Source organism: Ectobacillus sp. JY-23 (assembly GCF_023022965.1).
Classification (GTDB): Bacteria; Bacillota; Bacilli; order Bacillales; family Bacillaceae_G; genus Ectobacillus.
Genome location: NZ_CP095462.1, coordinates 3749450 through 3772119, shown reverse-complemented (window position 1 = coordinate 3772119; position 22670 = coordinate 3749450). Strand labels below are relative to the sequence as shown.

Sequence of the window (22670 nt, the reverse complement as noted above, 5' to 3'; positions counted from 1 at the left end):
CGTGCAGAAATCAACTGATTGGCTTGCGCGGTCTTCTCACCAGTTCGCCGCCGCAATTTGGGCAGATATGTTCCATTTTAATGGTACACGGCTGGCAAAACGTGCATTCATACACGCAAATATACGCGTCCTTGCTGATCTGCTCTTGGCATCGTTCGCAGGTTTTTCTCATCTCAAGCGCCATGTGCATTCCCCCTTTTCTCTACCCTACTCTTTTTCTCTTGCTTTCGTAAGTGGCAGCTTTCAACCTTTTGATGAGGGCAAATGTTAAAAAAATAAAAATTGCGGCAATACTGATATAATTAGAGTAGGGAAAGGAAGAATTACAATGTATTTACTGCTGGTCATTATTGTTTGGATTTTGTTTGCGCGTAAGTTTATTGATTGGTCACAGTGGCGCAAGCAGTATCCGACCGTCCTGTTTTTCGCGGTCGCTACGCTGTCGTACAATTTGCTGTACTATAACCACACTTTATGGGCATTTCGCGGTATTACAGCCGCATGGTTAAATCATACAATCATTAACTTTGCATTTACATTTTTTATCTGTCCGATGACGCTATTTATCTTTCTGCAGAAATTTCCGAAGGAGCGAAAAAGCCAATTTGTATTTTTTACTGTATGGGTGACCTTTTACAGCGCGATTCAAGCACTGTTTGCGCACAAAGGTATGTTCGTTTACGACAATGGCTGGAACAGCCTGCATAATATTTGGCTCAATATCGTCTTATTCACTTTCGTAATCATACACTATCGCAACCCAGCGATTGCCATTTTGTTAGCAATTCCAGCTGTAGCGCTGTTTCTATTCATATTTCCGGTACCGCTGGACAGCCTAAAATAGAGGGGTGATCCGATGTTGATTCAAGATATATTTTCTGTGCCCGTCTTTCTTGTATTATTGTTTGCCCTTTATATCACCTTGGCGCTGTACTTAATTCGGGTTGAAGGGCAAAATGAATCGTAGGAAAAGCCGCATTGTGCGGCTTTTTTGTGTAGTTGCCAAATCATTGTGAAAAGTCGCCAGATTTTCTTGAAAAGTTGCCAGATACTCTCATAAACCCGTCAAATTATCTAAAGCAACGGCAAGAGTACCAGTAAAAACAGGTCAAATACTAGATGTGAGAGCACCGCAGCCTGTAAGCTGCCTGTGCGGCGGTATAATTCTCCCCAAACAAAGCCCCCAATGAGCGCGGCGATGACAAGAAGTATGCTGCCGCTTGCCACATGTGCGCCCGCATAAAGCAGGATGCTCGGCACCATACCCAGCCGCGCGCCGATGAAGCCCCGCCAGAATAGTTCTTCTCCTGGGATGATAACCAAAAACAAAACGAGATAATGCCACCACGTAGCCGGTGAGACTGCCGCGTACAACTCCGTTAAGCTAGCAAGAAGCGGCAGATCTAGTATCATGATAAGCCATTTACCAAGTGCAAATACACTGTAAAGTAGCACACCTGATAAAACAGCAAGCCAAAACGTGCGCATCTTCATGCGCACGTATAGAAATCTTTGTTTGCTACAGGCCGTGATAATGAGCGTCAGCATACTGACTGTGAACACCGGCCAAAAGTACAATGTCTGGGAAAAACTAAGTAGCAAAAGCAAATAAGCGATGATTACATACAAAACAGAGACCTTCTTTCCAAAACGAGTTGCTTCTATTGTATCACCGCTTCGAGCTGTCGTCTCGCTCGCTTGGCGGCCTGTACCATGATGCACAGCCCTGCTACCGTTTCATCAATGCCTCTTGTTTTTAACCCGCAATCCGGATTAATCCAAATTTGCTTGGGATGCAATACCTGCAGCGCGCGGGCGATGTTACGTTCGATTTCAGAAAGCTTTGGTACACGCGGGCTGTGGATGTCGTATACACCCAGGCCAATTCCCTTCTCATACGTGTGTGTTTCAAATGCGCCGATGAGTTCACCGTGGCTTCTTGACGTTTCAATTGAGATCACATCGGCGTCGAGCGCAGCAATTGCTTCTATAATGTCTTCGAAATTGGAATAACACATATGTGTATGAATTTGCGTTGTGTCGCGAACAACTGTTGTTGCCAGCTTAAATGCATATACCGCATCGGCAAGATAGCTGTCCCAGTGCTTTCGTTTTAACGGTAATCCTTCTCTGAGTGCAGGCTCATCAACCTGAATCATACGGATGCCATGATCTTCGAGTGCTTCTACCTCTTCTCGCAAGGCCAAGGCAATTTGATTGGCAACATCGCGGCGCGGCATATCATCGCGGACAAACGACCAGTTTAAAATGGTAATCGGCCCTGTTAGCATACCCTTGACCGGTTTGTTAACAAGCGACTGTGCGTATAGTGTTTCCTTCACTGTCATTGGCGCTACAAAGGCCACATCGCCGTAAATGAGCGGTGGCTTTACGCAGCGCGAGCCGTACGACTGCACCCAACCGTTTTGGGTAAATTGAAAGCCGGCTAGCTTTTCACCAAAATACTCGACCATGTCCGTGCGCTCAAATTCGCCGTGCACAAGCACGTCCAGTCCTATTTCCTCTTGCATTTCGATCCATTTTTTAATTTCGGCACGAATGTACGCTTGATAGGTAGCATCCGGCAGTTCGCCCCGCCGCCATGCCCGGCGCTTTTGGCGCACCTCGGCAGTTTGTGGAAAGCTACCGATGGTCGTGGTTGGCAGAAGCGGCAATCCGAAGCGAGCTTGCTGCAGCTCGCGGCGCTCGGTGAATGGAGAATTTCGTTCCACTTCGGCAGGCAAGTTCTGCATAGCTTTACGTACCGCTTCATGATTACGTGCAGGTGAAGCAGCGAGCGCCTGAAGAGCTATACTGCTTACTTCTATTGCCGCTGAATCTGCACCTGTTGCTAACAAAACAACCTCAGCCAGCTTTTCATCGGCAAATGCCAGTGCGTTTTGTAAGGTATCCTCAAGAGATTCTTCTTTTACGGTAACTGGTACGTGCAGCAAACTAGCTGACGGCTGTACAAGCAGACGGTCGTTTGGTACAATTTTTGTCAATTGTTCAAGTACATGCTGCTTACTTTTTAGATCCGCGCGCCACACATTGCGCCCATCGATTACACCCGCCGCCAAGTATTTCTCCTGCGGAAATCCATACTGCTGTAGCGACAGCAAATTTTCACCGCGGTCATGTACAAAATCAAGACCAATAGCATCGACCGGCAGCTTTACCACCTCTTTGTAGCGTGTTATGCTGTCAAAATATGTTTGCAGAATCAAGCGGCTATTTGTTGCCTTTCGCAGTTTCGTATATGCAGCGTGCAACACCTCAAACTCTTCATCAGAAAGATCGGTTGCCAAAATCGGTTCGTCGATTTGAATCCACACCGCTTCCTGGAGCTCGGAAAGTACCTGTTCATATAGCGGAACTAGCGCTTCCACCGCGCGTTTGAAGCTTTCATACCCCTTTGATAGCTTCACTAGCGTAACTGGGCCCAGTAGCACCGGCTTGCCGTGAATGCCAATTTCTTTTGCTTCCTCATATAAACGAAGCGGCCGGTTTTCAATTAGCTTTGGTGCTACATCATCCCATTCCGGTACGATATAGTGATAGTTTGTGTTGAACCATTTCGTCATTTCCGCCGCCACCGCCGTGTCATTACCACGTGCGATATCAAAATAAGTACGTAGTGACATCTCTTGCTGCGCAAAGCGCTTCGGCACAATACCGAACATGAACGCCGCGTCCAGTACATGATCGTAGAAGCTGAAATCGCCGACCGGGATAAGGTCGATGCCAATCTCCTGTTGTTTACGTAAATGATGAAGACGCAGCTCCTTCATCTCCTGTAAAAATGCTGTTTCTTCCAGATCACCAGCCCAAAAACGTTCGAGCGCATGCTTCCACTCCCGCTTCTCTCCAATACGTGGATAACCTAAGTTTGAACTTTTCATATTTCCCCACTCCTTTTGATTGTGTTCTCAACAAAAAATCTCCCTTTTCGGCGAAAAGGGAGATTCATACGCATCACTAACTAGAGTTGAGACCTGGTTTTCCCAACACGTATGCATCACTCCTCTCTATTCATCCGTAGAGCACAAGCGCATACAACAGGCAGGTCTCCTGGCTTAGGTTCATTGCTTCTTATTCCTTCCCGTTTTTCACAGTGGTTCTAATAAGTCGCTCCCCATCACAGTGGCGGGACCGCGCCGGATTGTCACCGGTCTTCCCTTTTAAGCCGCACGATATGTGCGTCACCTGATGCATTTGATTATGAAATTAAAAAAGCCTCTCAAAGGAGAGGCGGAGTTCCGTGATCCTCTCTTATCTTTCAAAGCATGATGCTTTGCTGGATTTGGCACCTTTTCTTTTGAATGGTTGCCGGGCTTCATCGGGCCAGTCCCTCCGCCGCTCTTTATAAGAGTTTTATTATTCAGAATTTAATGATTATCTTAACAGCTCTTCTTATGCTTGTCAAACTATTTTTTTGGAACAATTTACCTGGTTTCCATATTGTGTGAATGCACACACTCATATTGTAATGCCAAACATATACATAGGAGGAATACACATGAAAAAAATATGGTCTTTACTCGTTTCTGTGATGATGCTTGCCTTGTTCACAGGTCAAGCACTCGCAGGCGGCTCTCAGGCGATGGTACGTATTGTGCACGCTTCTCCGGACGCACCAGCTGTTGATGTAGTCGTAGATGGTAAAACAGCGGTACAAGGCGCAAAATTTAAAGATGCGACAGATTATTTGAAATTGGCTCCTGGCTCACATAAAGTTGAAATTTATGCAGCAGGCACAGTGGCACAAGGAAAACCTGTTATTTCACAAAATCTATCTGTGGAAGCAGGCAAATCTTACACAGTAGCGGCGATTAACAAGGTAGCTAACCTAGAGCTTTTGGTTATCAATGACGAAACAATGACTTCACCAGGCAAAGCAAAGGTACGTGTAGGTCATCTGTCTCCTGATGCTCCGGCTGTTGATGTAGCAGTGAAAGGCGGCGCAGTCTTATTCCCGAACGCTTCTTTTAAAGCAGTAACAGATTTTAAAGAGGTAGATCCGGCAACACTTGATTTAGAAGTACGTGCAGCAGGCACAAACAATGCGGTATTAAGTTTGCCATCTACAACGCTAAAAGCAAATACATTGTACACAGTTCTTGCGGTTGGTCTATTAAACGGCACACCAGCGCTTGATGTCATCGTATTGACAAATACAGCGGCGCCAAATATGCCAAAAACAGGTCTTGGCGGTATGGAAACCATGAAAAATGTTGCTGCGATAGCGGCTGCAGGTGCGGTATTTTTCCTATTTCGCAAAACGAAAAAAACTTCTAAGTAGTCTTATCCTCTTCTTGCTGGTACCGTCGGTCGCACATGCGGCACCTACAAGAATCAGCATTCCGCGCCTTTCCCTACAGGCGCAAGTCATACCGGTGCAGCTCACAACAGACGGCGCCATGGAGGTACCAAGGGACGTGAAAAAGGTCGGATGGTACGCGCTTGGCCCCGCACCTGGCGAGCTTGGTACTGCCGTGCTGGCCGGACATGTGGATAACTACATTGGACCGGGTATTTTCTTCTACTTGAAACGGATACAGCTCGGTGATGAAATTATGGTATACGACGAAGACGGTAAAAGGCTCACGTTCATCGTCTTCCAAAAAGAGATTTACCCCTTTGATCAAGCCCCCGTCGAAGAGATTTTCGGCGCGGCGGACGGAAAGTATTTAAACATCATCACCTGCGACGGCCGATATGACCGGCGAACGGAGAATCATGAAAAACGGCTGGTCGTATATACGAAGCTAAAGGAATAACCGGTTCTCTTGGAGGACCGGTTATTTAGTATCTGGTGAATTTCACTGGTAATTTGGTTACTTTCGTAAAATATCCGGCGAGTTTGCCAGATATTCTGGTCACTTTGAAAAAGAATTTGGTCACTCCCCGCTCGGTAGCACAACATGAAACGAGCTACCGCTCCCTAGCTCACTTTCTACTTTAACATCTCCGTGATGTAATAATACGATTTTCTTCACAATGGCAAGACCTAAACCATTGCCACCAGCAGATCTTGATTTATCGACCTTATAAAAGCGTTCAAAAATATGAGTTTGTTCCTCTTTTGCAATGCCAGGTCCGTAATCTTTAATGGTGCAGATGATATTCGAATCGCACGCGACAAGCCTGATATGAATGATGCCCTGTCTCAGCGTATAGCGAATAGCGTTCGTAAGCAAATTAGTCCACACTTGTTCTAGCAAATCTTCATCGCCTGTAAGAAATGTTTTTGGCAAACCAATGTCCAGCTGCAGCTCTTTCTCCTCCCATTGCGGCGCCAAGGCGGACAATACCCGGCGAATTTGCTCATCAACGCGATAGCGCTTCGGATGAAACGGGTGCTGTTCCGCATCCAATGAAGCCAATTTCATTAAGCTTCTCCCAAGCTGTGACAGACGGGCGCTTTCTTGTTCAATAATGTTTACATATGCAAGACGCCAGGTTTCCGTCTCCTCGTTTTTCAGCGCCTTCGCAAAGCCCTGAATGGATGTAAGGGGCGATTGTATTTCGTGTGAAACAGCGGCGACAAATTCCTGCCGCATCTCTTCAATTTTATTAAGCTCATGCGTCATTTGGTTAAATTGCCGCGTTAGCGTTCCGATTTCATCGCGTGAATGGACAGGTACATTGATATCATATTTCCCTTTTCCTACCTGTTCCGTTGCTGCAATCAGCCGGCGAATCGGACGAACTAAGATATGTGAAACATACGCAAACAGCAGCGTTCCGATGACTAATATAACCGCAAGCTGAATTAGCTGAATTCGTTGCGCCTCCCTTATAGGCGGCGCAGGGCTAGCATGAACGAACAAAGCGTACGTTTCTCCGTTTTCTTGAAACGGAATACCCACTGTGAAGGATGCGGGGGGCTTCATCCTTTTGTCAAAATCTGAAGAATATACAGCGCCGCCTAGTACACGCCAGACATCTGCTTGTGCAATTGGTACGGGTGGTCCGCCTGCCGCTTGTTGCCCCATATTCCTGTCATAGACTACAAAAGTGTACCTTGCTATACCTGTGTGAGATAAAAACGAAGCGGCATCGTCTATGTTGCTTTTGCCATACAAATGTGCAAACTCTTGCGCAGCTCGCATCATGTCATTTGCAAAGCGTTCCCTAATATCCCGCTCATTGACAGCAGTGGCCAAAAGAAATGCGACAAGCATACTTAATACAATTGCAAGAAAAAAAGAACCGACAATTTTGCCGTAAATCGTGCGCACTATGTCGTAACCTCCACTTTATAGCCAAGGCCGCGAATTGTCGTAATCACAAAACCAGTATCTCTCTCAGCGCAACGCTCGCGCAGGCGCTTAATATGGACATCTACAGTCCGTTCATCCCCTTCATAATCATAGCCCCAAATGCGTTCAATCAATTGTTCGCGCGTGAAGATTTTTCCTTCTTCACTTCCCAGCACAAACAGCAACTCGAACTCCTTTAACGGCAAAGTCGTAGACTCGTTTCTGATAACCATTTCCAATCGCTTGCGATCCAATTTCGTGTTGCCAATATGCAACACATGACTCGCGGCAATTCGGTAGCGCTTTAACAGTGCCTTCACACGAGCTATCATCTCAAGTGGATCGAACGGCTTTACAAGATAATCGTCTGTGCCGACCTTAAAACCCTTAAGTTTGTCTTGCGATTCACCGCGCGCCGTAACCATTAAAATTGGGATATCGAACAAGGCTCGTATTTCTTCAGTTAGTACCCATCCGTCTTTGTACGGCATCATAACGTCTACAACTGCCAGATCCATTCGATATTCCTCGAGCTTTCGCCAAGCCTCCTCTCCGTCTTGCGCCTCGATAATCATAAAGCCTTCCTGCTCCAAATAATGGGCGATTAGACGCCGGATATGTGCGTCATCGTCTGCCACGAGAATCCGAACCATGCCCGTTCCTCCTTACTATCCCTTTTTCTTCTCAGCTTCTAGCAATTGTTCTAAATAGTGTAGCATCTGTGATCTTAGCTCCGAGCGCTGCAGTCCGATTTCCGCGATGGCCTTCATATAACCAAGCTTGTCTCCAATATCGTAGCGTGCGCCTTGCAGCTTGATTGCTTGTAATCCCTTTATATGACGCAATGCGTCCGTCAGCTGGATTTCATTTCCTGCACCGCGTTCAATTTGTTCCAATATCAAAAATACGGAAGGCGGTAAAATATAGCGACCCATCACCGCCAAATCGGAAGGTGCCTGTGAAACGTCTGGCTTTTCTACTACATCAAGTACCTCATACACATCATTTTGCTGATACTGCGGCTTGATTATACCATACTTGCTTACCTCAGAAAGCGCCACCGGCTGTACGCCAACAACAGGCTTGCTCGTTTCCTCGAATAGGTTCAGCAGCTGCCGAAGCGCCGGGGTTTCCGACACCATAATATCGTCTCCAAGCAGCACCGCGAAAGGTTCGTCACCAATGAACTGCTGTGCGCACAGCACCGCATGACCTAGACCGAGCGGCTCTTGCTGGCGAATATAATGAATTTGAGCCAGCTTAGAAATATGGCGAACTTCAGCAAGCTGTGCAAGCTTTCCTTTTTCTAGCAGCAGTTGCTCCAGTTCTGCTGACTTATCAAAATGATCTTCAATCGCCTTTTTATTACGACCGGTCACGAAAATAATGCTTTCAATACCTGCAGCCACCGCTTCTTCCACAATGTATTGCACTGCTGGCTTATCAACAATCGGTAGCATTTCTTTGGGCTGCGCTTTTGTCGCGGGCAAAAACCTTGTCCCCAGCCCCGCTACCGGAATAACCGCCTTTTTCACCTTCATCCTTTTTCTCTCCTCTCTACTAGAAATACAAATCGGCGCGTGCCGATATAGTTGAGCACTGTTCCTGCCGCTGTTGTGATGAATTTGCTTATGACTAACGAAAATCCTATATGCTGCAGCGCAGCGAGCAACAACGAAGCTACAGCCAGTGTAATAAGATTCACCACAATAAAACGGTTCATATCCTTCCAAGTTGTTTCATGTTGCCGAAACGTCCAGGTACGATTCCATATATAGCTGTTACATATCCCTGCGCTGTATGAAATGACCTGCGCCAGAACTGAGGATGTTCCATATACAGTCAAAAGAGCAAACACCGTAAAATCAAGCGCTGTGTTCAGCCCTCCGACGGTACAAAACTTCAAAAAACGATGTAAATCTTTATTCATGCATCACACTGCTCATCCCTGCACGGTCTTTTCGCTCAAGTCCGTGATAGTCTCTGACAATATAGAGTGGCCGATTTTTTGTTTCATCATAAATCCGGCCGATATACTCGCCTACAATACCTAGTAAAATCAAGATCATACCGCTGAAAAACAATTGAATGATAATTAAAGAGGCCCAACCCTCTACGGTATTGCCAAGAAACAGCTTTTGGTACAGCACCATAAACATATAAACGAACCCGATAATCGACAGCAGTGCTCCCATATAACCCGCTAGTTTAAGCGGCTTGTAGGAAAAAGTGGTGAGGCCGTCCAGCGACAGCTTCACCATCTTTTTCAACGGATACTTTGTCTCGCCTGCTGCTCGTTCGTCCCTCACATACTCAATGGCCGTCTGACGAAATCCAACCCAGCTGAACAAACCGCGCACAAAACGGTTTTTCTCTTGAATACGCTTCATCTCGTCGCACACTCGCCTATCAATCAAGCGGAAATCCCCTGTGTCGACTGGAATATCCACATCGGTGGAAGCCCGCAAAACCCGGTAAAACCAGGCTGCGGTTTGCTGTTTAAAAAACGTCTCGCCCTTGCGCTGAATACGCTTTGCGTATACGACTTCATAGCCTTCCTTCCACTTTTCAATCATTTCCAAAATCAGCTCAGGTGGGTCCTGCAAGTCCGCGTCGATGACAACAATTGCATCGCCGCTCGCATAATCCATTCCCGCCGTAATCGCAATTTGATGGCCGAAATTACGAGAGAAATCAATGAGTTTCACACTGCTGTTCATAGCGCTATACTCCTTTATAATGGCAGCCGTATGATCTTGGCTGCCGTCGTTCACGAACAGCAGCTCATACGTCTCTCCTGTCGTCTCCATCACCGCCTGCAGACGACGATAGGTCTCGTGAATTACGGACTCTTCGTTATAAACCGGTATAACAACGGAATATCGTACTGTATGGGTCATATCCATCCTCCTTACTTTGTGATTTCATATAATTGCAGCCCTGCATCCATCGGATTATCATTTGTCTCAGATTTCCATTCCTCCTTCGGCACTTCTCTTCCATTTGTACGAATCCAATCCTCCACGTCTGTATTCCCACCCATACCAAAAGTAGGTAATAGGAAGTATTTTACATCTCCAGCAGTAATCATGTTTTGCAAGCGTTCAACTGTCATAATTGGGTCCGAACCAAGATAACCGCCCATTGCCATGACCGCTTCACCTGTTTCAATGATATATGGTGCAGCTGTGTTGGCATTTGTGGTCGCGAATAAATAAGTTTCTCCGCTGTGGTGGTCCTGTAAATAGCGCAAAGTTTTTTCGTCCATTTTTTCACCTAACATCCCGTTCATCATGTTGCCCGATGCTTTTAATTTCGGGCCTGCTTCGGGAAGTATATTGTTATTTCCGTACAGCATCGGCGTGGCAGACCAATAAAGAGGCGCCAGCAGCAGAACGAAGAAACCAACCAGCGCCAGCTTCTCGTTTCGGCGCAATAAAAGCAAAATAGTCATTCCGATACCCAAAACGCCAAGTGCGACGATCCAGCCAATTCCAACATGAGGCAGCATCACGTACAGCTGAAAGGCGCTTGTTGTGAAAACGGCAAGCGGCAACAGCCACGCTTGACGACCTTCACGCCAACCCTTCACAAGCGCCGTCCATCCTGCAGCCGTAAGAGCAGCAATTGGAGGTGCGAGCATAATAAGATAATAGTGGTGGAAAAAGCCCGCAATGCTGAAAAATCCTGCAGCCGGTAGCAACCAAGCTAGCCAAAATATGCTTTCTTTCTGCGCGTTTGTTCGCTTACGAATATCCCACAGTAAAGCAATACAGCCTAATAATACAAACGGAAGCAGCCAGCTGATTTGACTGGACAATGCGGATTGAAACAAGCGCAGCGGCCCCGGTTCACCGGTTCCAAACATACCGCCTTGCATCATAGGTATACCACCCATGTCAGGTGTTACGTTTCCGGACGGCCCCGGCATTGCACCTCCATTTTTCTTCATTTCCTCTTCTAGCTTTTCTTTCATGTCAGGCGTCATATTCCCAAACGGCCCCGGCATTGCGCCGCCGTTTTTCTTCATTTCCTCTTCTAGCTTTTCTTTCATGTCAGGCGTCATTTTTCCAAATGGTCCTGGCATGCTGCCACCGTTTTTCTTCATTTCTTCCTGAAGTTTTTCTTGCATTTCAGGCGTCATATTCGGCATGCCGCCTTGTCCAGTTAAACGCGATACGCCGTTATAGCCAAACGCCAACTCAAGCACCGAATTCGTTTGACTGCTCCCAATATACGGTCGCTTGTCTTTTGGAATGCTGTCAACAATGAGCGCCCATGAAACAGAGACGACCAGCAGTACGGCTACCGCACCAGAAAGCGCCCCTGCTTTCTTTTTCCAAGTTCCTTTTGCCTTGAACACATACCATAGGAAAAACGCGGGCAATATCATATATGCTTGTAGCATTTTCATATTGAAGCCTACACCTATGAGGGCGAACGCCCCCAACAACCAGATTATCTTGTCTTGCTTTACACCGCGAAACAGCATCCATGTCGCTACAAGCAATGTGAAAACAAGCAAGCTATCAATATTATTTGTACGGCTGACAGCCGCGGCAATTGGCGTACACGCCATCACCAGACTCGCTAAACGTGCCGCAGTCCGGCCGAATGTGGGTTTAACAAGCGCATACAGCAATACAACAGAGCCTATGCCTGCCAGCGCCTGCGGTAAAATCACGCTCCAGCCATGGTAGCCGAATAGATACGCGCTAATCGTCTGCACCCACAATGCAACAGGCGGCTTATCGACCGTCACATAGCCTGCCGGATCAAAGGAAGCAAAAAAGAAATTCTTCCAGCTCTCGAGCATGCTTTTTACAGCTGCCATATAATACGGATTTGCATAATCTTCTTTCCATATGTTAAACACATTTAAAATAAGTGCGAGCGCCACAATCATCAGCAGCACCTTGTCTATCCTCTTCCATCGCTTTTTCACCTTGGAAATCACTCCTTTACGTTATGTAGGCACACTATAACAAAGGAATATGAACCATATATGAACTGAATAAATAAAAAAGGCAGGAAACCCTGCCTTTTCGTTCAATTCATTCTGTATTTTGTTCAGTTTTGCGCTTTATCCCGTCCGTTTGAGAGCCAGCTGTGACGTATCTCCATTTTCAATCGCTCTATTCCTATATACCTAGCTCTTGCTTAATATCCTCTAAAACTTTGCCTTCATAGCGTTCCTTAGGCTTCGGTGCACTCTCAATCGTAGGGTTTTGCTGCAAGTAATTTTTCTCTACAAACGCCATATCTTTTGCATCGACAATTCCATCAAAATTGATATCTACGCTGCGCTCATTGGTACCCCAATGCGCTTGAATAGTCAGCGCATCCATGATGTCGATTACATCATCACCAGTTACATCGCCGCCGATGGTTTTGGGCACACTCAACTGTTTGAACTGCCCGACTGCTTCGCCTGCTCCGTTTCTCAAACCAATTTGGAATGTGTATACGGATTTAAAATGACCTGGCACATTGATGTGTAAATGCAGCGGCTCTTCTGTCAATGCCAAGCGGAGCGCCTCTATTCTTCCGTATTTTGTGAGAAGCTGGTCATACATATTGCCCTGCGCATCTTTTATATAGACCTGTGCTCCGATAGTACTGTAGTCTCTTGTACTATCAAAGGAACCTGTCGTTTTCAGCAAACCCTCCGCATACAAAAGGGACTTCACTTTTGAATAGGTTGGTTCAAATTCTATGGTAGGTCGATTGGCTATGATTGAAATTGTTTTGCCAGAGCTATTTTGATAAGAAGCTTGACTGATATAAACTGTCGTTCCATTTACGTTTTTATCAAAATTGTAATCCTTGGCTTTTAATGTGGCCTCAAGCAGAGGAACCTCTCCGTTCAATGCTTGTGTGTTGCCTTCAGCTGCTTCAAATGTCCATCTATTTGAAGCTATCTGTGTTAACTTAACTTCTCCCAGTTTTTGAGATTCAGGGTGCAAGTCTACCCTTTCAATATCAAAATACTCTTTGAGAACACCTAAATTTAAGCTGCTTTTTTTAAAATCGACAGCATTTTTTAACGCGACCTGCAACTTGACTGTATCACCTGGCTTTGCAACCTTTTTATCTAAACTTGCCAATACATACGGCGTTCCTTTTTTGATGACGTTAATAAGCTTTGGTGCACCTACAGCACCATTCCCTGCCGCGTCCATTGCTACGAACGCAAGGCTCGCTCCGTACGGGCCAATCGGCATTTCATATTGAAATGTGCCGTCCACATTTACAGGGAGCTCCTTCGGGGCATCACCTTGATTACCTGTTATATGTGCAATTTTGTTAGCAGATTGATCAATTTTCATACCAGCTGCTTGAAACCCTTTAATATCAAGGTCATGTACAGAACCGGTAATTGAAACGGATGTTTGTCCTTCTTCATATTCGATAATATCAGGCGCGTCAAATTTATATTGCGGCTGCCCGCCGTCAACAAGAATGTCACGGATTTCCGTAAATACATTACCATTATCACTAATCGCAACCATTTTGATTTTATAATACCCGCTCACAGTTTCCACAGGCGTTTCGCTTACCATGCCAGACTTGACGTTAAGCGGATAATAATACCCCTTGAATAAGCTCGGTAGCTCATACAACACACCTTCGCTCTTTTGCAGGCCATTTATTGAACCAAGATGTCCAATATCTTGATTCGTTTTTCCATCCATCAAAATGAAATCAATGGCTCTCATATTAGACTTAAGCTCGAGCTGCGCATGGATATCTTTTTTAACAAGCGTATTACCAAAGCCCCCGTCATCTCTGCTTTTGGAAAGACCCAGTGATGACAATTGGAACATTTCAATGCCTTCCTCGACTGTATGAACAGCAAACGGCACTTGATAGGTTTCATTTGGGTCATTCTGATTGGTGTATACAATATGACCTTCGTATATTCCTTTTTCAGCTGTTTTTGGGATGAAGATAGCTGCCGTTGTTTTCCGCTCTTGCTTGGGTGAGAGCTTAATCGTTGGCTCTACTGTCATAGTGACGACATTTTGCTGTGCGTCTTTGGCACCTCGCACGTTCGTATGAAACTTAATCTCCGCATGGAAGGTCTTCGGTTCATTGCCTGTATTGCTCAAAACAAGAGAGCGTTCTTCCTTTATATCCTCGCTGAGATTAACAGTTCCAAAACTGATAGCACCCGGCTCTTCTTTTCTATATTTCTCTTTTTCTTTTTTCGCGATTGGTGTTTCATCTAACACTTTAATTTTCATTGTGGCATGTACCGCTTCATAGGCATCAATACGCCCTGCACCGACTTCATATACGCTATAATCTCCCTGTAACGGATCTGCGGTATTCATTAAAGTCGCTTTAACGTCGCTCGGCTCCAAACCTGGATTGGCTTGCAGCAACAGCGCTGATACACCGGCTACATGCGGTGCTGCCATCGATGTTCCGGACAAGCGCTTATAAGCATATTGATAATCACTTTGGTTTTCTTTGTTAATCATGTAAGATGGTACGGTTGATAAGACCGTAACTCCAGGTGCCGTGACCTCTGGCTTCAGGTCATACGTGATACGAGCAGGACCGCGAGAGCTGAAGTCAGCCAAGGCATCTCCCTTTGTTTGAACTTGCCCCATTTCCTGGAAGGTAAATGTATGCAGAGATATCACTTTCGCCTTTAACGCCAAGCCCTCGGCGTTTGTTAGTGAAAAGGTAGGAAGAAAATCCAGACCCTCTCCAAGAAAGCTCGGAATGTGGCCTTCCTGTGGATTATCATTGTATAACAGAGCCGCAACCGCTCCATTTTGCTTTGCATATTTCATTTTATCATTCAATGTGATGTTGTTACCGCGACTGATGAGCGCGATTTTTCCTTTTATATCTTTGTTGCGGTAATCAGACTGAGACCCAAAGCCAACATCCACCAGTGAAAATGACTTACCGTTGAACTGCTGGCTATCATCACTGTATCCCTTAGCCATCTGCCTCAGGTCTGTGACAACTGTTTCGCCACCGATTTGTAGTGTGCCCTTGAAGGCTGTCAAGCGGTACGGTTCACTACTTGCTCCCACTGTCAGCGCCAATGCGGCAGTGCCGGGAGATCCTAACGTGTACATATCCTTCCCGCTGTTTCCAGCGGATACAATGGCTGTAGTCCCGTTTAATACTGCCTGATTGATGGAGGTGCTGACTGGATTCAACGGATCGTTGATACCGACGCCTAACGAGAGATTGATAACGTCCATTCCATCTGCAACAGCCTTATCAATCCCGGCCATAATATCTTCTATCGTACCCATACCGTACGGTCTTAGCACGCGATATGCATATAAATCGGCCTCTGGCGCGACGCCTGCCATTTTATATGGGCTGTCATTTGTTCCTCTTCCACCAATGATACCGGCTACATGTGTCCCATGTTCCGTATAATACGTGGCCCCCGAAAGTAAATATTTCTCCGGCTTCCCGGATTTCTTCCAATCTTCATACGTTGTCTCCATCGGATCTTCATCATTATCGACAAAATCGTATCCCCCTTTGTATGCATCCTTCAGATCAGGGTGATGATAATCCATACCTGTGTCCAGAATACCTATCTTAATACCTCTGCCTTTGTATCCCTCCGCGTGTAAGGCATCCACTCCCATCAGTTCTAGACTGCCTGATACCTGCGCTGACACTAAACCTACCGCTTCCTGCCCTGCAGCCGGTTGCTCAACTTGCACCTCTTGATTACTCCAAATCGCCTTCACAACAGCAGAGTGCAAAAGCTCCTTTGCTTGTTTGGCTGGTATAGTCATAGCAACGCCGTTAAAAGCATGCTTATATGTACGTTGAATCTTATAGTCTATTTGTTCATTTTCACTGAATAGTTGATTAATCTCTTGATTGAAACGGGCATGCGAAGCATCTGCTTTTTGTTTTGCATCCGCCAAGCTTAATTCTTCACCACGTGCTTTTGCTTCTAAAACAGCAACCTTCCCTGGCTTTGTTTTAAATTCCACGATGATAGAAACAGACTCTTCGCTTTCCCAGTCTACCGCTGCATCCAAATGAAGCCCAGTCGCATCTGTTGTTTGTAGCTTTTGCAATGCCTCCCGCTGCGCTTGGGTCAAACTCGCCAACCACTGTTCCGCACTTGTAAAAGACTGCGCTTTTACATATGTGTTTTCGCTGCCAAAAGGCTGTAATAACAGTCCAAAGCCAAGCACAACTGCAGTTGCCTGCTTTTTAAATATATGACGTTTTCGTTTCAATGCTTTTCCCCCTTTAAAAAGTTAGAATTTTCAGTCATCAAAAAAGATACCTGTTCGTCGTTAAAATTGTATATAAGGACCTGTTCTGTGTAAATCGGGTTATTTTAGCATGTATTTTTCGTAGTAAAACATTGGAAACACTCTTCGTATTTTCTACTTTTATTAGAAAAGCAGCAATTTCTAAGGTTTAGAGACTCTATACCTTCCTTATGAATTTGGGTTATTATCGCAGGCATATTGTAAATCGCAACTGCTTGAATGGCTAGATATGTAACTAAAATGAGTTGCTCCTCATTCGGAGCAACTCATCCTTTACTTTCTAATTCCTAATTCCTTCAATATACTTTCCATCGTCATACCGTTATGCTCCAATTTCGGCTTCGGCGCATCCGCCACGCTCGGGTTGGTCTTACGATAATTCAGATCCACTGAGAATAAATCCTGTGCATTGACAATTCCGTCAAAATTGATGTCGGCGTTACGATAATCCGTGTTGTAATGATTCCTGATTTCAATAGCATCCAGCACGTCAACCACATCGTCTCCATTTACATCGCCTGCTGTCATGCTCATTGAATCCAATGTTTTGGACGTACCGATGAGCTCTCCTTTATACAGTTCGTTCATCTCTTCCACATCTACTACCGTGCGGAAATGTCCAGGCATCTTGATTTCCATTTTATAAAAATCATGTTTTGCCGGTACATTCAACATATAGTGACCGTCACGTGCAATAACACCTTCGTACACACCTCCCGCTTTATCATAAGCGGTCAACTTACCGTTCAGCTTGCTGTAATTCGTGTCTGTTACAGAGCGCCATGAAAATGCGCCTGCTATCAGATATCCTTTGATTTGGGAGGTGACAGGCATGATATTTACATATTGCCCCAAAGATAAAATTTCCAATTCCTGCACCTTCGCGTTTGTCAACTTCAGCTCTTTGGGCCCCTTCATATATATATCGTTTCGGACTTTGAAAGTCGCATCTAAGATTGCATTATGGTCTTGGAGGTCCACTTTCTTCCCATTCGCCTGCACCTGTACTTCTACAATATTTTGTCCGTTTTCTGTTCGTTCTTGTTTAGCTAAGGAAAGACGCTTGCTCCATTTTTTGTTGACCTTCAAGTCCTTGAGCTCCAGTCCTTCCGGATAGGAAAATGTGAATGATCCGTTTTGTAAATCTCTGATGTTGTGCATTTCCACCTGTGCTTTAAACTCTTCATTGCAATGAATATCTGTTTGCTTTGCGACGATGTTCACATATGGTGTTCCTTTCTTCACAAGTGTATAGCTATAATCAGGATGCCACATAACGCCGTTATTTGCGGCATCGGACGGAAGCAGGAAAACCTGTTTGTATGTCTCTCCTTTTTGTAATGCGAGCTTCGTGGTGAAGATGCCCCTATCATCAAGCGGAAGCGTTTTTCGTTCAGCTGTTGCAAGTGTTGCGGCAGTGACGTTTTCAAACATATACACCGCATTTTCCCCATCCGGATTCCGCACAAGAGCCGTATCCTGTATGCGTCCACCGATAGATATCCCCTTCGTTCCTACTTCATATACACCGCCGGAGCGCAGCATTTTGACATCTGGCATTTTATTATCGATATATATTGTGCGCTCTTCTGTAAATGTCTTGCCGCTCACATCCCGGCCGACAACCTCAACGATGTATTCTCCAGAACGTGGTGAAGCAAAGCTATCTCCATACACATTCGGATTGGATAATGAAAAAGGCAGGTATCGTCCATCTATCTGCATCTTATATTCCATACCTTCTTCTAAGCTTGAAGGCAAATACCAGCCGAGCAACCCAAGTCTTTGCCCTGTTTTCGTGTCCTTGAGAAACACCTGTATATCCCATAGATTTGGTGACATCATTTCTGTCGAAACCGTCACCTTATTATTGGCGAATGTATGGTTGCTTGCAATGTTTGTCAGCGTATTCGGCGACACTTTCGTGTTTTTAAAGCCTTCTCCTACCTTTCGCGCGCCGAACGGGATTTGGTACTGTTCCTCCTTGTTTTCTGGATTCGTTAAAATCACATACCCTTCATAGGCACCGTACTCGGCGGATGCCGCAATCTGTAAGGTCGCTTCAAAGCTTTGGGCCGCGTTTCCTGCAACAGATAAGGTTTTTGGTACAATCAGCTCCACACCGTTCACTTTGGCGTCTTTCACGTTGCGAATGTTTTTGTGATACACTACTTCCACATCAAATTGTTTGTTCTGCGCACTATGATTTGCAATTGTAACTTGACGTTTTGTCTGGACGGTCTCTTTTGTGTTCGTCTGCGCACCGAAGCTTAAACTTCCTGTTAGATTTTCAATTGGGACCAGCTGCCCATCTACAATGTTATGAGCTTCTCCCTTCACTTGGATTTCTACATCCGCATGCGCTGCCTCATAAGCGTCTACACGCCCCGCTCCCACTTCATACACGCTGTAATCCCCATTCATTTTATCGGCGGTGTTCATTAGAAGCGTTTTTACATCGGCTGTCGTATAATTTGGATTCTCCTGTAAAAGAAGGGCCGTGATGCCTGCCACATGCGGTGTGGCCATGGATGTACCTGACATGCGCTGGTAGGCATATTCATAGTTCGCCGTATTTTCACGGTCAGCAATATAAGAAGGTGCAGCTGAATATACCGATACACCAGGGGCCGTAATCTCCGGCTTGATATCATACGTATCATATGTCGGTCCACGTGAGCTGAAAGGTGCCAGCTGATCACCGCTTGTTTTCATTTCTCCTACTTCGTCAAACGAAAACGATACTGATCTATTTGTTAGCTGTTCTATTAGCTTAGCTTCATCCTGCTTTGCTATTTTGAATGTTGGAATGAAAGTACTTTTTTCTCCCATAAAATAATCCATATTATAGTTGCTCGAATTTGTAAAAATCACGGCCGCCGCTCCGCCTTGCTTCGCATATTGAACAACCAAATCCGGAATATATCCACCATAGTTGGCAACGACAACCTTATCCTTCAAATCCTTACCTGCAAAATCCATTGGTAGCCCTTTTCCAACATAGGATAGTAAAAGATTTTTCCCATGCAAGGAGGAAACATTGTCTTCAAAGTGCTTAGCAAACAATGTAAGGTTCATAGAAAACGAGTTAGCGCTATGTACAGTTCCCTTCACTTCTGGAAGTGTGATGGAAAAGCTACTCGCCCCCACCGTAATTGGTAGTGGAGCCGCACCCGGTGTACCGAGCGTATACATGCGATCTCCTGAGTTTCCTGCGGATACGACTGGAATTGTTCCTGTCATAGCAGCATTGTTAAGCGCGATTGAAACAGGATCGAATGGATTGTTGGTCGCACTACCGAGCGACAGATTGATTACATCCATTCCATCTTGTACCGCTTTGTCGATTCCTGCCAAAATCCCTGACCAAGGTCCTGTTCCATAAGGTCCTAAAACACGATATGCATATAAGTCCACATCGGGCGCCATGCCCTGCACACCGTGAATACCGTTTTTATTTTGTCCAGCAATGGTGCCTGCGACATGCGTTCCATGAGATGTATAATAGGTTGATCCCCTGTTCGATTCCAATCGCCCTGAGTTTTTCCACTCCGCATACGTCGTTTCCATCGGATCGTTATCATTGTTGATAAAATCATATCCCCCCTTATAGACATCCTTTAAGTCTGGATGATTATAGTCAATTCCCGTATCCAGCACACCAACCTTAACACCTTTTCCGGTAACCCCTTCTTCATGAAGCTTGTCCACGCCGATATCCGGAAGCGTTTCTTCTCCTGGTACAGTTGTTTGTTTATTTTCATGTTCCGCAGGGGGATTGATATGAACTTCCTGATCCTCAGCAATCGATTTTACAAGATTGGAAGACAATAACTCAGGAATTTTATTGGCTGGAAGTGTAATGGCCACACCATTGAAAGCATGGCGATACTCTTGTTTGATTTGAATAATAGCTTTCGACTTTGCTTGTGTATTGAGAAATTGGGCTTTGAATGCTTGATGGGATTCTTCCACTTTCTGAACTGCCTTCTCTAGACTAACAGCACTGCGACCCTTTTGTTTCGCAGCCTGTATTTTCACAGGTTCTTCCTTGAATTGAACAATGATATTCACAGGCTCTTCACTTGTTACATCAACACCTTTTGGGATACGGAAATCCTGTAACTTTTGTGCTTCCTGCAACAATTTCGTTTGTGCAGGTGTCAATACCGGTGATTCCATATTATTTCCAGATGCACCCAACGCGCTGCTCGTGAAACTATTACTGACCAACAAGCTACCGGCTACAAAGCTAGTAGAAACAACTTTCAACCATTTTGTATTCATCGTTTTCCCCCCATATGTCGTAAGTGTAAAGCTATCGTGCATCCCACATATATAAGTACATATGTTCTTGACATATAAATGGCAATAAGAACGACTCGCTTTTTGCCTATGATCTTGCTTGCACAAATGTAAGCCCTGACCACTTCTGCACATCGCCCGTTCTTCTCTCCCATCTAAAAGCATGTCGGTTTTTCTACTTGTACTTATATAGCTACATTTCTTCAATATCACACGATGTAAGACTTAGATTTAAAAAAACCAAACCCAACCCTGCAATCATCTGGAAGCAATTAAAAAGACCAACTCACTAAATAATCAGATAATTCATCTTACATTTTATAGAAAAGGAGAGAACCTGTAAATTGGGGTTATCTAGCAAGAAATAATCATATTACCTACGTAAAAAAGAGGAAATTCGACCATTTTTCTCTAAATTCATATAAGATACTTGTTTTTTCTATATAGGAACTCATAGGTGTAACATCATAAGTTTGGAGTTTTGCACACATTACATCCTTTTTTTGTAAACAATAGCTACATTCCTATTCTATTTCACATCATTTATCTAAACGGGGGATTTGCCATGCAGGAAGGAAATATTATACGATTCTATCGAGAAAAAGCTAACATGACACAAACCGACTTGGGAAAAGGCATTTGTTCCGCGACCCATATCAGCAAGGTGGAGCGTGGATTGACAGAGTATTCACCTGAATTAATAACGGATCTATCCAACAAGCTTGGCATCAATATGGAGCAAGAAAGGCGAAAATTTAAAAAAATCCAAAAAAAACTTATGAATTGGCATGATGCAATGATTAAACAAAGAAGTCAGCAAATAGAAAGCATTAAGCAAGAGCTCGAAACCCATGAATGGATTTGTATTTTGAAGGAAAATATCCTCTACTCCTTGTTATCAGCCAGATATCTTCTCATGCAGCAGGAGGAAGACAAAGCATACCAAGCTGTGACTAAACTGCTAAAATACAGACACGCGTTTACTCCTTTCGAAGATAGTCTATGCAACCATCTTCTCGGCATTTGTTATTTGTCCCGACAAGAATTCACAAAAGCCTTGGATGCTCTCACACAGATTTCTGATACTGATTACCCGAATCCGGAATACTTGTATCATTTAGGAATCGCTTATCATTATATGAATAGCAGGCTCATGGCCCATGAAAACGCTGTAAAAGCTTTAAAAGCTTTTAAAGAAAACAATAATTTACCAGGTATTATTAATGCCGAAATGCTGAGATTGGGACAGCTGCAAGAAATGGAATGTAAACATTCGGAACAAATGATCAAAGACTATGAATCTCTCATTCAAATCTGTGATTTATGCCATGCTACAGAAAAGAAAGCAAAGGGCCTTCACAACTTAGGATCGGTATATTTCCACAATAAAGATTATAAAAATGCCAGCGAGCTGTACCTGAAGTCCATGGCCTTAAAGCCGGAGGGCTCGAAGGAATACATTCTATCATTGGAGGCTTATGTCCACAGCTGCATAAAAGGTGCCTTGCTTCCAAAGGATGAATTGCTGAAGCTTTCCAGACAAGGGTTACATACTTCACAAGTATTCGCTTATGAACTATATGAGATTCTTTTTATACTGCACATCCATTATGTACAGAAGCATTTCAAACGCTATTACAATCACATACATAAGAAGGCCTTACCTTACTTTAAGACAAATGGCCATATTTCCTATCTCATACAGTACGAAAAAGAACTGTACAACTACTATTTGCAGACAAACCAACTTGACCAAGCCTTGGAGGTAGCGACGTCTGTTATCAACCGGGAGGTGCTTTAGTAGATAAAAAAGAAGCATACG

General features: G+C 44.7%; 15 protein-coding genes and 2 riboswitches. Of the genes, 4 read left to right on the top strand and 11 right to left on the bottom strand.

From position 1 onward, the window contains the following. Positions 1–10 precede the first annotated feature (10 nt). Complete coding sequence (locus MUG87_RS19075) at positions 11–184, bottom strand: DUF1272 domain-containing protein (protein ID WP_247084266.1); 174 nt, start codon at positions 182–184, stop codon at positions 11–13. A gap of 144 nt (positions 185–328) precedes the next feature. Between MUG87_RS19075 and MUG87_RS19070 the strand changes: the two genes are divergently transcribed. Beyond that, positions 329–844: a CBO0543 family protein gene (locus tag MUG87_RS19070; protein ID WP_247084264.1), complete on the top strand. Its 516-nt coding sequence runs from the start codon at positions 329–331 to the stop codon at positions 842–844. A gap of 230 nt (positions 845–1074) precedes the next feature. On the opposite strand, the gene MUG87_RS19065 is transcribed toward MUG87_RS19070, so the two are convergent. Further along, on the bottom strand, positions 1075–1722 hold the full coding sequence (locus tag MUG87_RS19065) for a CPBP family intramembrane glutamic endopeptidase (protein ID WP_247084262.1): 648 nt from the start codon (positions 1720–1722) through the stop codon (positions 1075–1077). Next, positions 1662–3902 (bottom strand): 5-methyltetrahydropteroyltriglutamate--homocysteine S-methyltransferase, encoded by a 2241-nt coding sequence (metE, locus tag MUG87_RS19060; protein ID WP_247084260.1) that lies wholly within the window; start codon positions 3900–3902, stop codon positions 1662–1664. Before metE ends, MUG87_RS19065 begins: the two co-directional genes overlap by 61 nt. Before the next feature lie 141 nt (positions 3903–4043). Then, positions 4044–4225: riboswitch (cobalamin riboswitch) on the bottom strand. A gap of 44 nt (positions 4226–4269) precedes the next feature. Then, positions 4270–4372, bottom strand: a riboswitch (SAM riboswitch). A 147-nt stretch (positions 4373–4519) separates the two neighbouring features. On the opposite strand from metE, the gene MUG87_RS19055 reads away from it, so the two are divergent. Together MUG87_RS19055 and MUG87_RS19050 are read left to right on the top strand one after the other, a co-directional pair. Then, positions 4520–5302 carry a DUF4397 domain-containing protein gene (locus tag MUG87_RS19055; protein WP_247084258.1) on the top strand — a complete coding sequence of 261 codons (783 nt, stop codon included), beginning with the start codon at positions 4520–4522 and terminating at the stop codon, positions 5300–5302. Further along, the gene (locus MUG87_RS19050) at positions 5256–5780 is read left to right on the top strand and encodes a class F sortase (RefSeq protein WP_281503662.1); all 525 of its coding nucleotides are present in this window, start codon (positions 5256–5258) and stop codon (positions 5778–5780) included. The genes MUG87_RS19055 and MUG87_RS19050 overlap by 47 nt, the downstream gene beginning before the upstream one ends. Positions 5781–5900: 120 nt before the next feature. On the opposite strand, the gene MUG87_RS19045 is transcribed toward MUG87_RS19050, so the two are convergent. From MUG87_RS19045 to MUG87_RS19010, 8 genes are all read right to left on the bottom strand, one after another. Beyond that, positions 5901–7244 (bottom strand): sensor histidine kinase, encoded by a 1344-nt coding sequence (locus MUG87_RS19045; RefSeq protein WP_247084255.1) that lies wholly within the window; start codon positions 7242–7244, stop codon positions 5901–5903. After that, positions 7244–7918, bottom strand: coding sequence for a response regulator transcription factor (locus tag MUG87_RS19040; protein WP_247084254.1), 675 nt, complete (start codon positions 7916–7918; stop codon positions 7244–7246). Before MUG87_RS19040 ends, MUG87_RS19045 begins: the two co-directional genes overlap by 1 nt. A gap of 15 nt (positions 7919–7933) precedes the next feature. Next, positions 7934–8806: a UTP--glucose-1-phosphate uridylyltransferase GalU gene (galU, locus tag MUG87_RS19035; RefSeq protein ID WP_247084253.1), complete on the bottom strand. Its 873-nt coding sequence runs from the start codon at positions 8804–8806 to the stop codon at positions 7934–7936. Further along, positions 8803–9195 (bottom strand): GtrA family protein, encoded by a 393-nt coding sequence (locus tag MUG87_RS19030; RefSeq protein ID WP_247084252.1) that lies wholly within the window; start codon positions 9193–9195, stop codon positions 8803–8805. Before MUG87_RS19030 ends, galU begins: the two co-directional genes overlap by 4 nt. Next, the gene (locus tag MUG87_RS19025; protein ID WP_247084251.1) at positions 9188–10165 is read right to left on the bottom strand and encodes a glycosyltransferase family 2 protein; all 978 of its coding nucleotides are present in this window, start codon (positions 10163–10165) and stop codon (positions 9188–9190) included. Before MUG87_RS19025 ends, MUG87_RS19030 begins: the two co-directional genes overlap by 8 nt. 11 nt (positions 10166–10176) lie before the next feature. Continuing rightward, positions 10177–12210: a glycosyltransferase family 39 protein gene (locus MUG87_RS19020; RefSeq protein WP_247084250.1), complete on the bottom strand. Its 2034-nt coding sequence runs from the start codon at positions 12208–12210 to the stop codon at positions 10177–10179. A 196-nt stretch (positions 12211–12406) separates the two neighbouring features. Then, on the bottom strand, positions 12407–16504 hold the full coding sequence (locus MUG87_RS19015) for a S8 family serine peptidase (protein ID WP_247084249.1): 4098 nt from the start codon (positions 16502–16504) through the stop codon (positions 12407–12409). Positions 16505–16816: 312 nt separating this feature from the next. Next, positions 16817–20830, bottom strand: a complete 4014-nt coding sequence (locus MUG87_RS19010) for a S8 family serine peptidase (RefSeq protein WP_247084248.1) — start codon at positions 20828–20830, stop codon at positions 16817–16819. A 583-nt stretch (positions 20831–21413) separates the two neighbouring features. Here MUG87_RS19010 and MUG87_RS19005 point away from each other — a divergent pair. After that, a complete protein-coding gene (locus MUG87_RS19005; protein WP_247084246.1) occupies positions 21414–22649 on the top strand; it encodes a helix-turn-helix domain-containing protein in 1236 nt (411 codons plus the stop codon). The last annotated feature ends 21 nt before the right edge of the window (positions 22650–22670 follow it).

Coding starts and splice junctions, on each gene's coding strand:
- MUG87_RS19055 (WP_247084258.1), top strand. CDS start 4,520: ATGAAAAAAATATGGTCTTTACTCGTTTCTGTGATGATGCTTGCCTTG.
- galU (WP_247084253.1), bottom strand. CDS start 8,806: ATGAAGGTGAAAAAGGCGGTTATTCCGGTAGCGGGGCTGGGGACAAGG.
- MUG87_RS19005 (WP_247084246.1), top strand. CDS start 21,414: ATGCAGGAAGGAAATATTATACGATTCTATCGAGAAAAAGCTAACATG.
- MUG87_RS19030 (WP_247084252.1), bottom strand. CDS start 9,195: ATGAATAAAGATTTACATCGTTTTTTGAAGTTTTGTACCGTCGGAGGG.
- MUG87_RS19025 (WP_247084251.1), bottom strand. CDS start 10,165: ATGACCCATACAGTACGATATTCCGTTGTTATACCGGTTTATAACGAA.
- MUG87_RS19040 (WP_247084254.1), bottom strand. CDS start 7,918: ATGGTTCGGATTCTCGTGGCAGACGATGACGCACATATCCGGCGTCTA.
- MUG87_RS19010 (WP_247084248.1), bottom strand. CDS start 20,830: ATGAATACAAAATGGTTGAAAGTTGTTTCTACTAGCTTTGTAGCCGGT.
- MUG87_RS19075 (WP_247084266.1), bottom strand. CDS start 184: ATGGCGCTTGAGATGAGAAAAACCTGCGAACGATGCCAAGAGCAGATC.
- MUG87_RS19070 (WP_247084264.1), top strand. CDS start 329: ATGTATTTACTGCTGGTCATTATTGTTTGGATTTTGTTTGCGCGTAAG.
- metE (WP_247084260.1), bottom strand. CDS start 3,902: ATGAAAAGTTCAAACTTAGGTTATCCACGTATTGGAGAGAAGCGGGAG.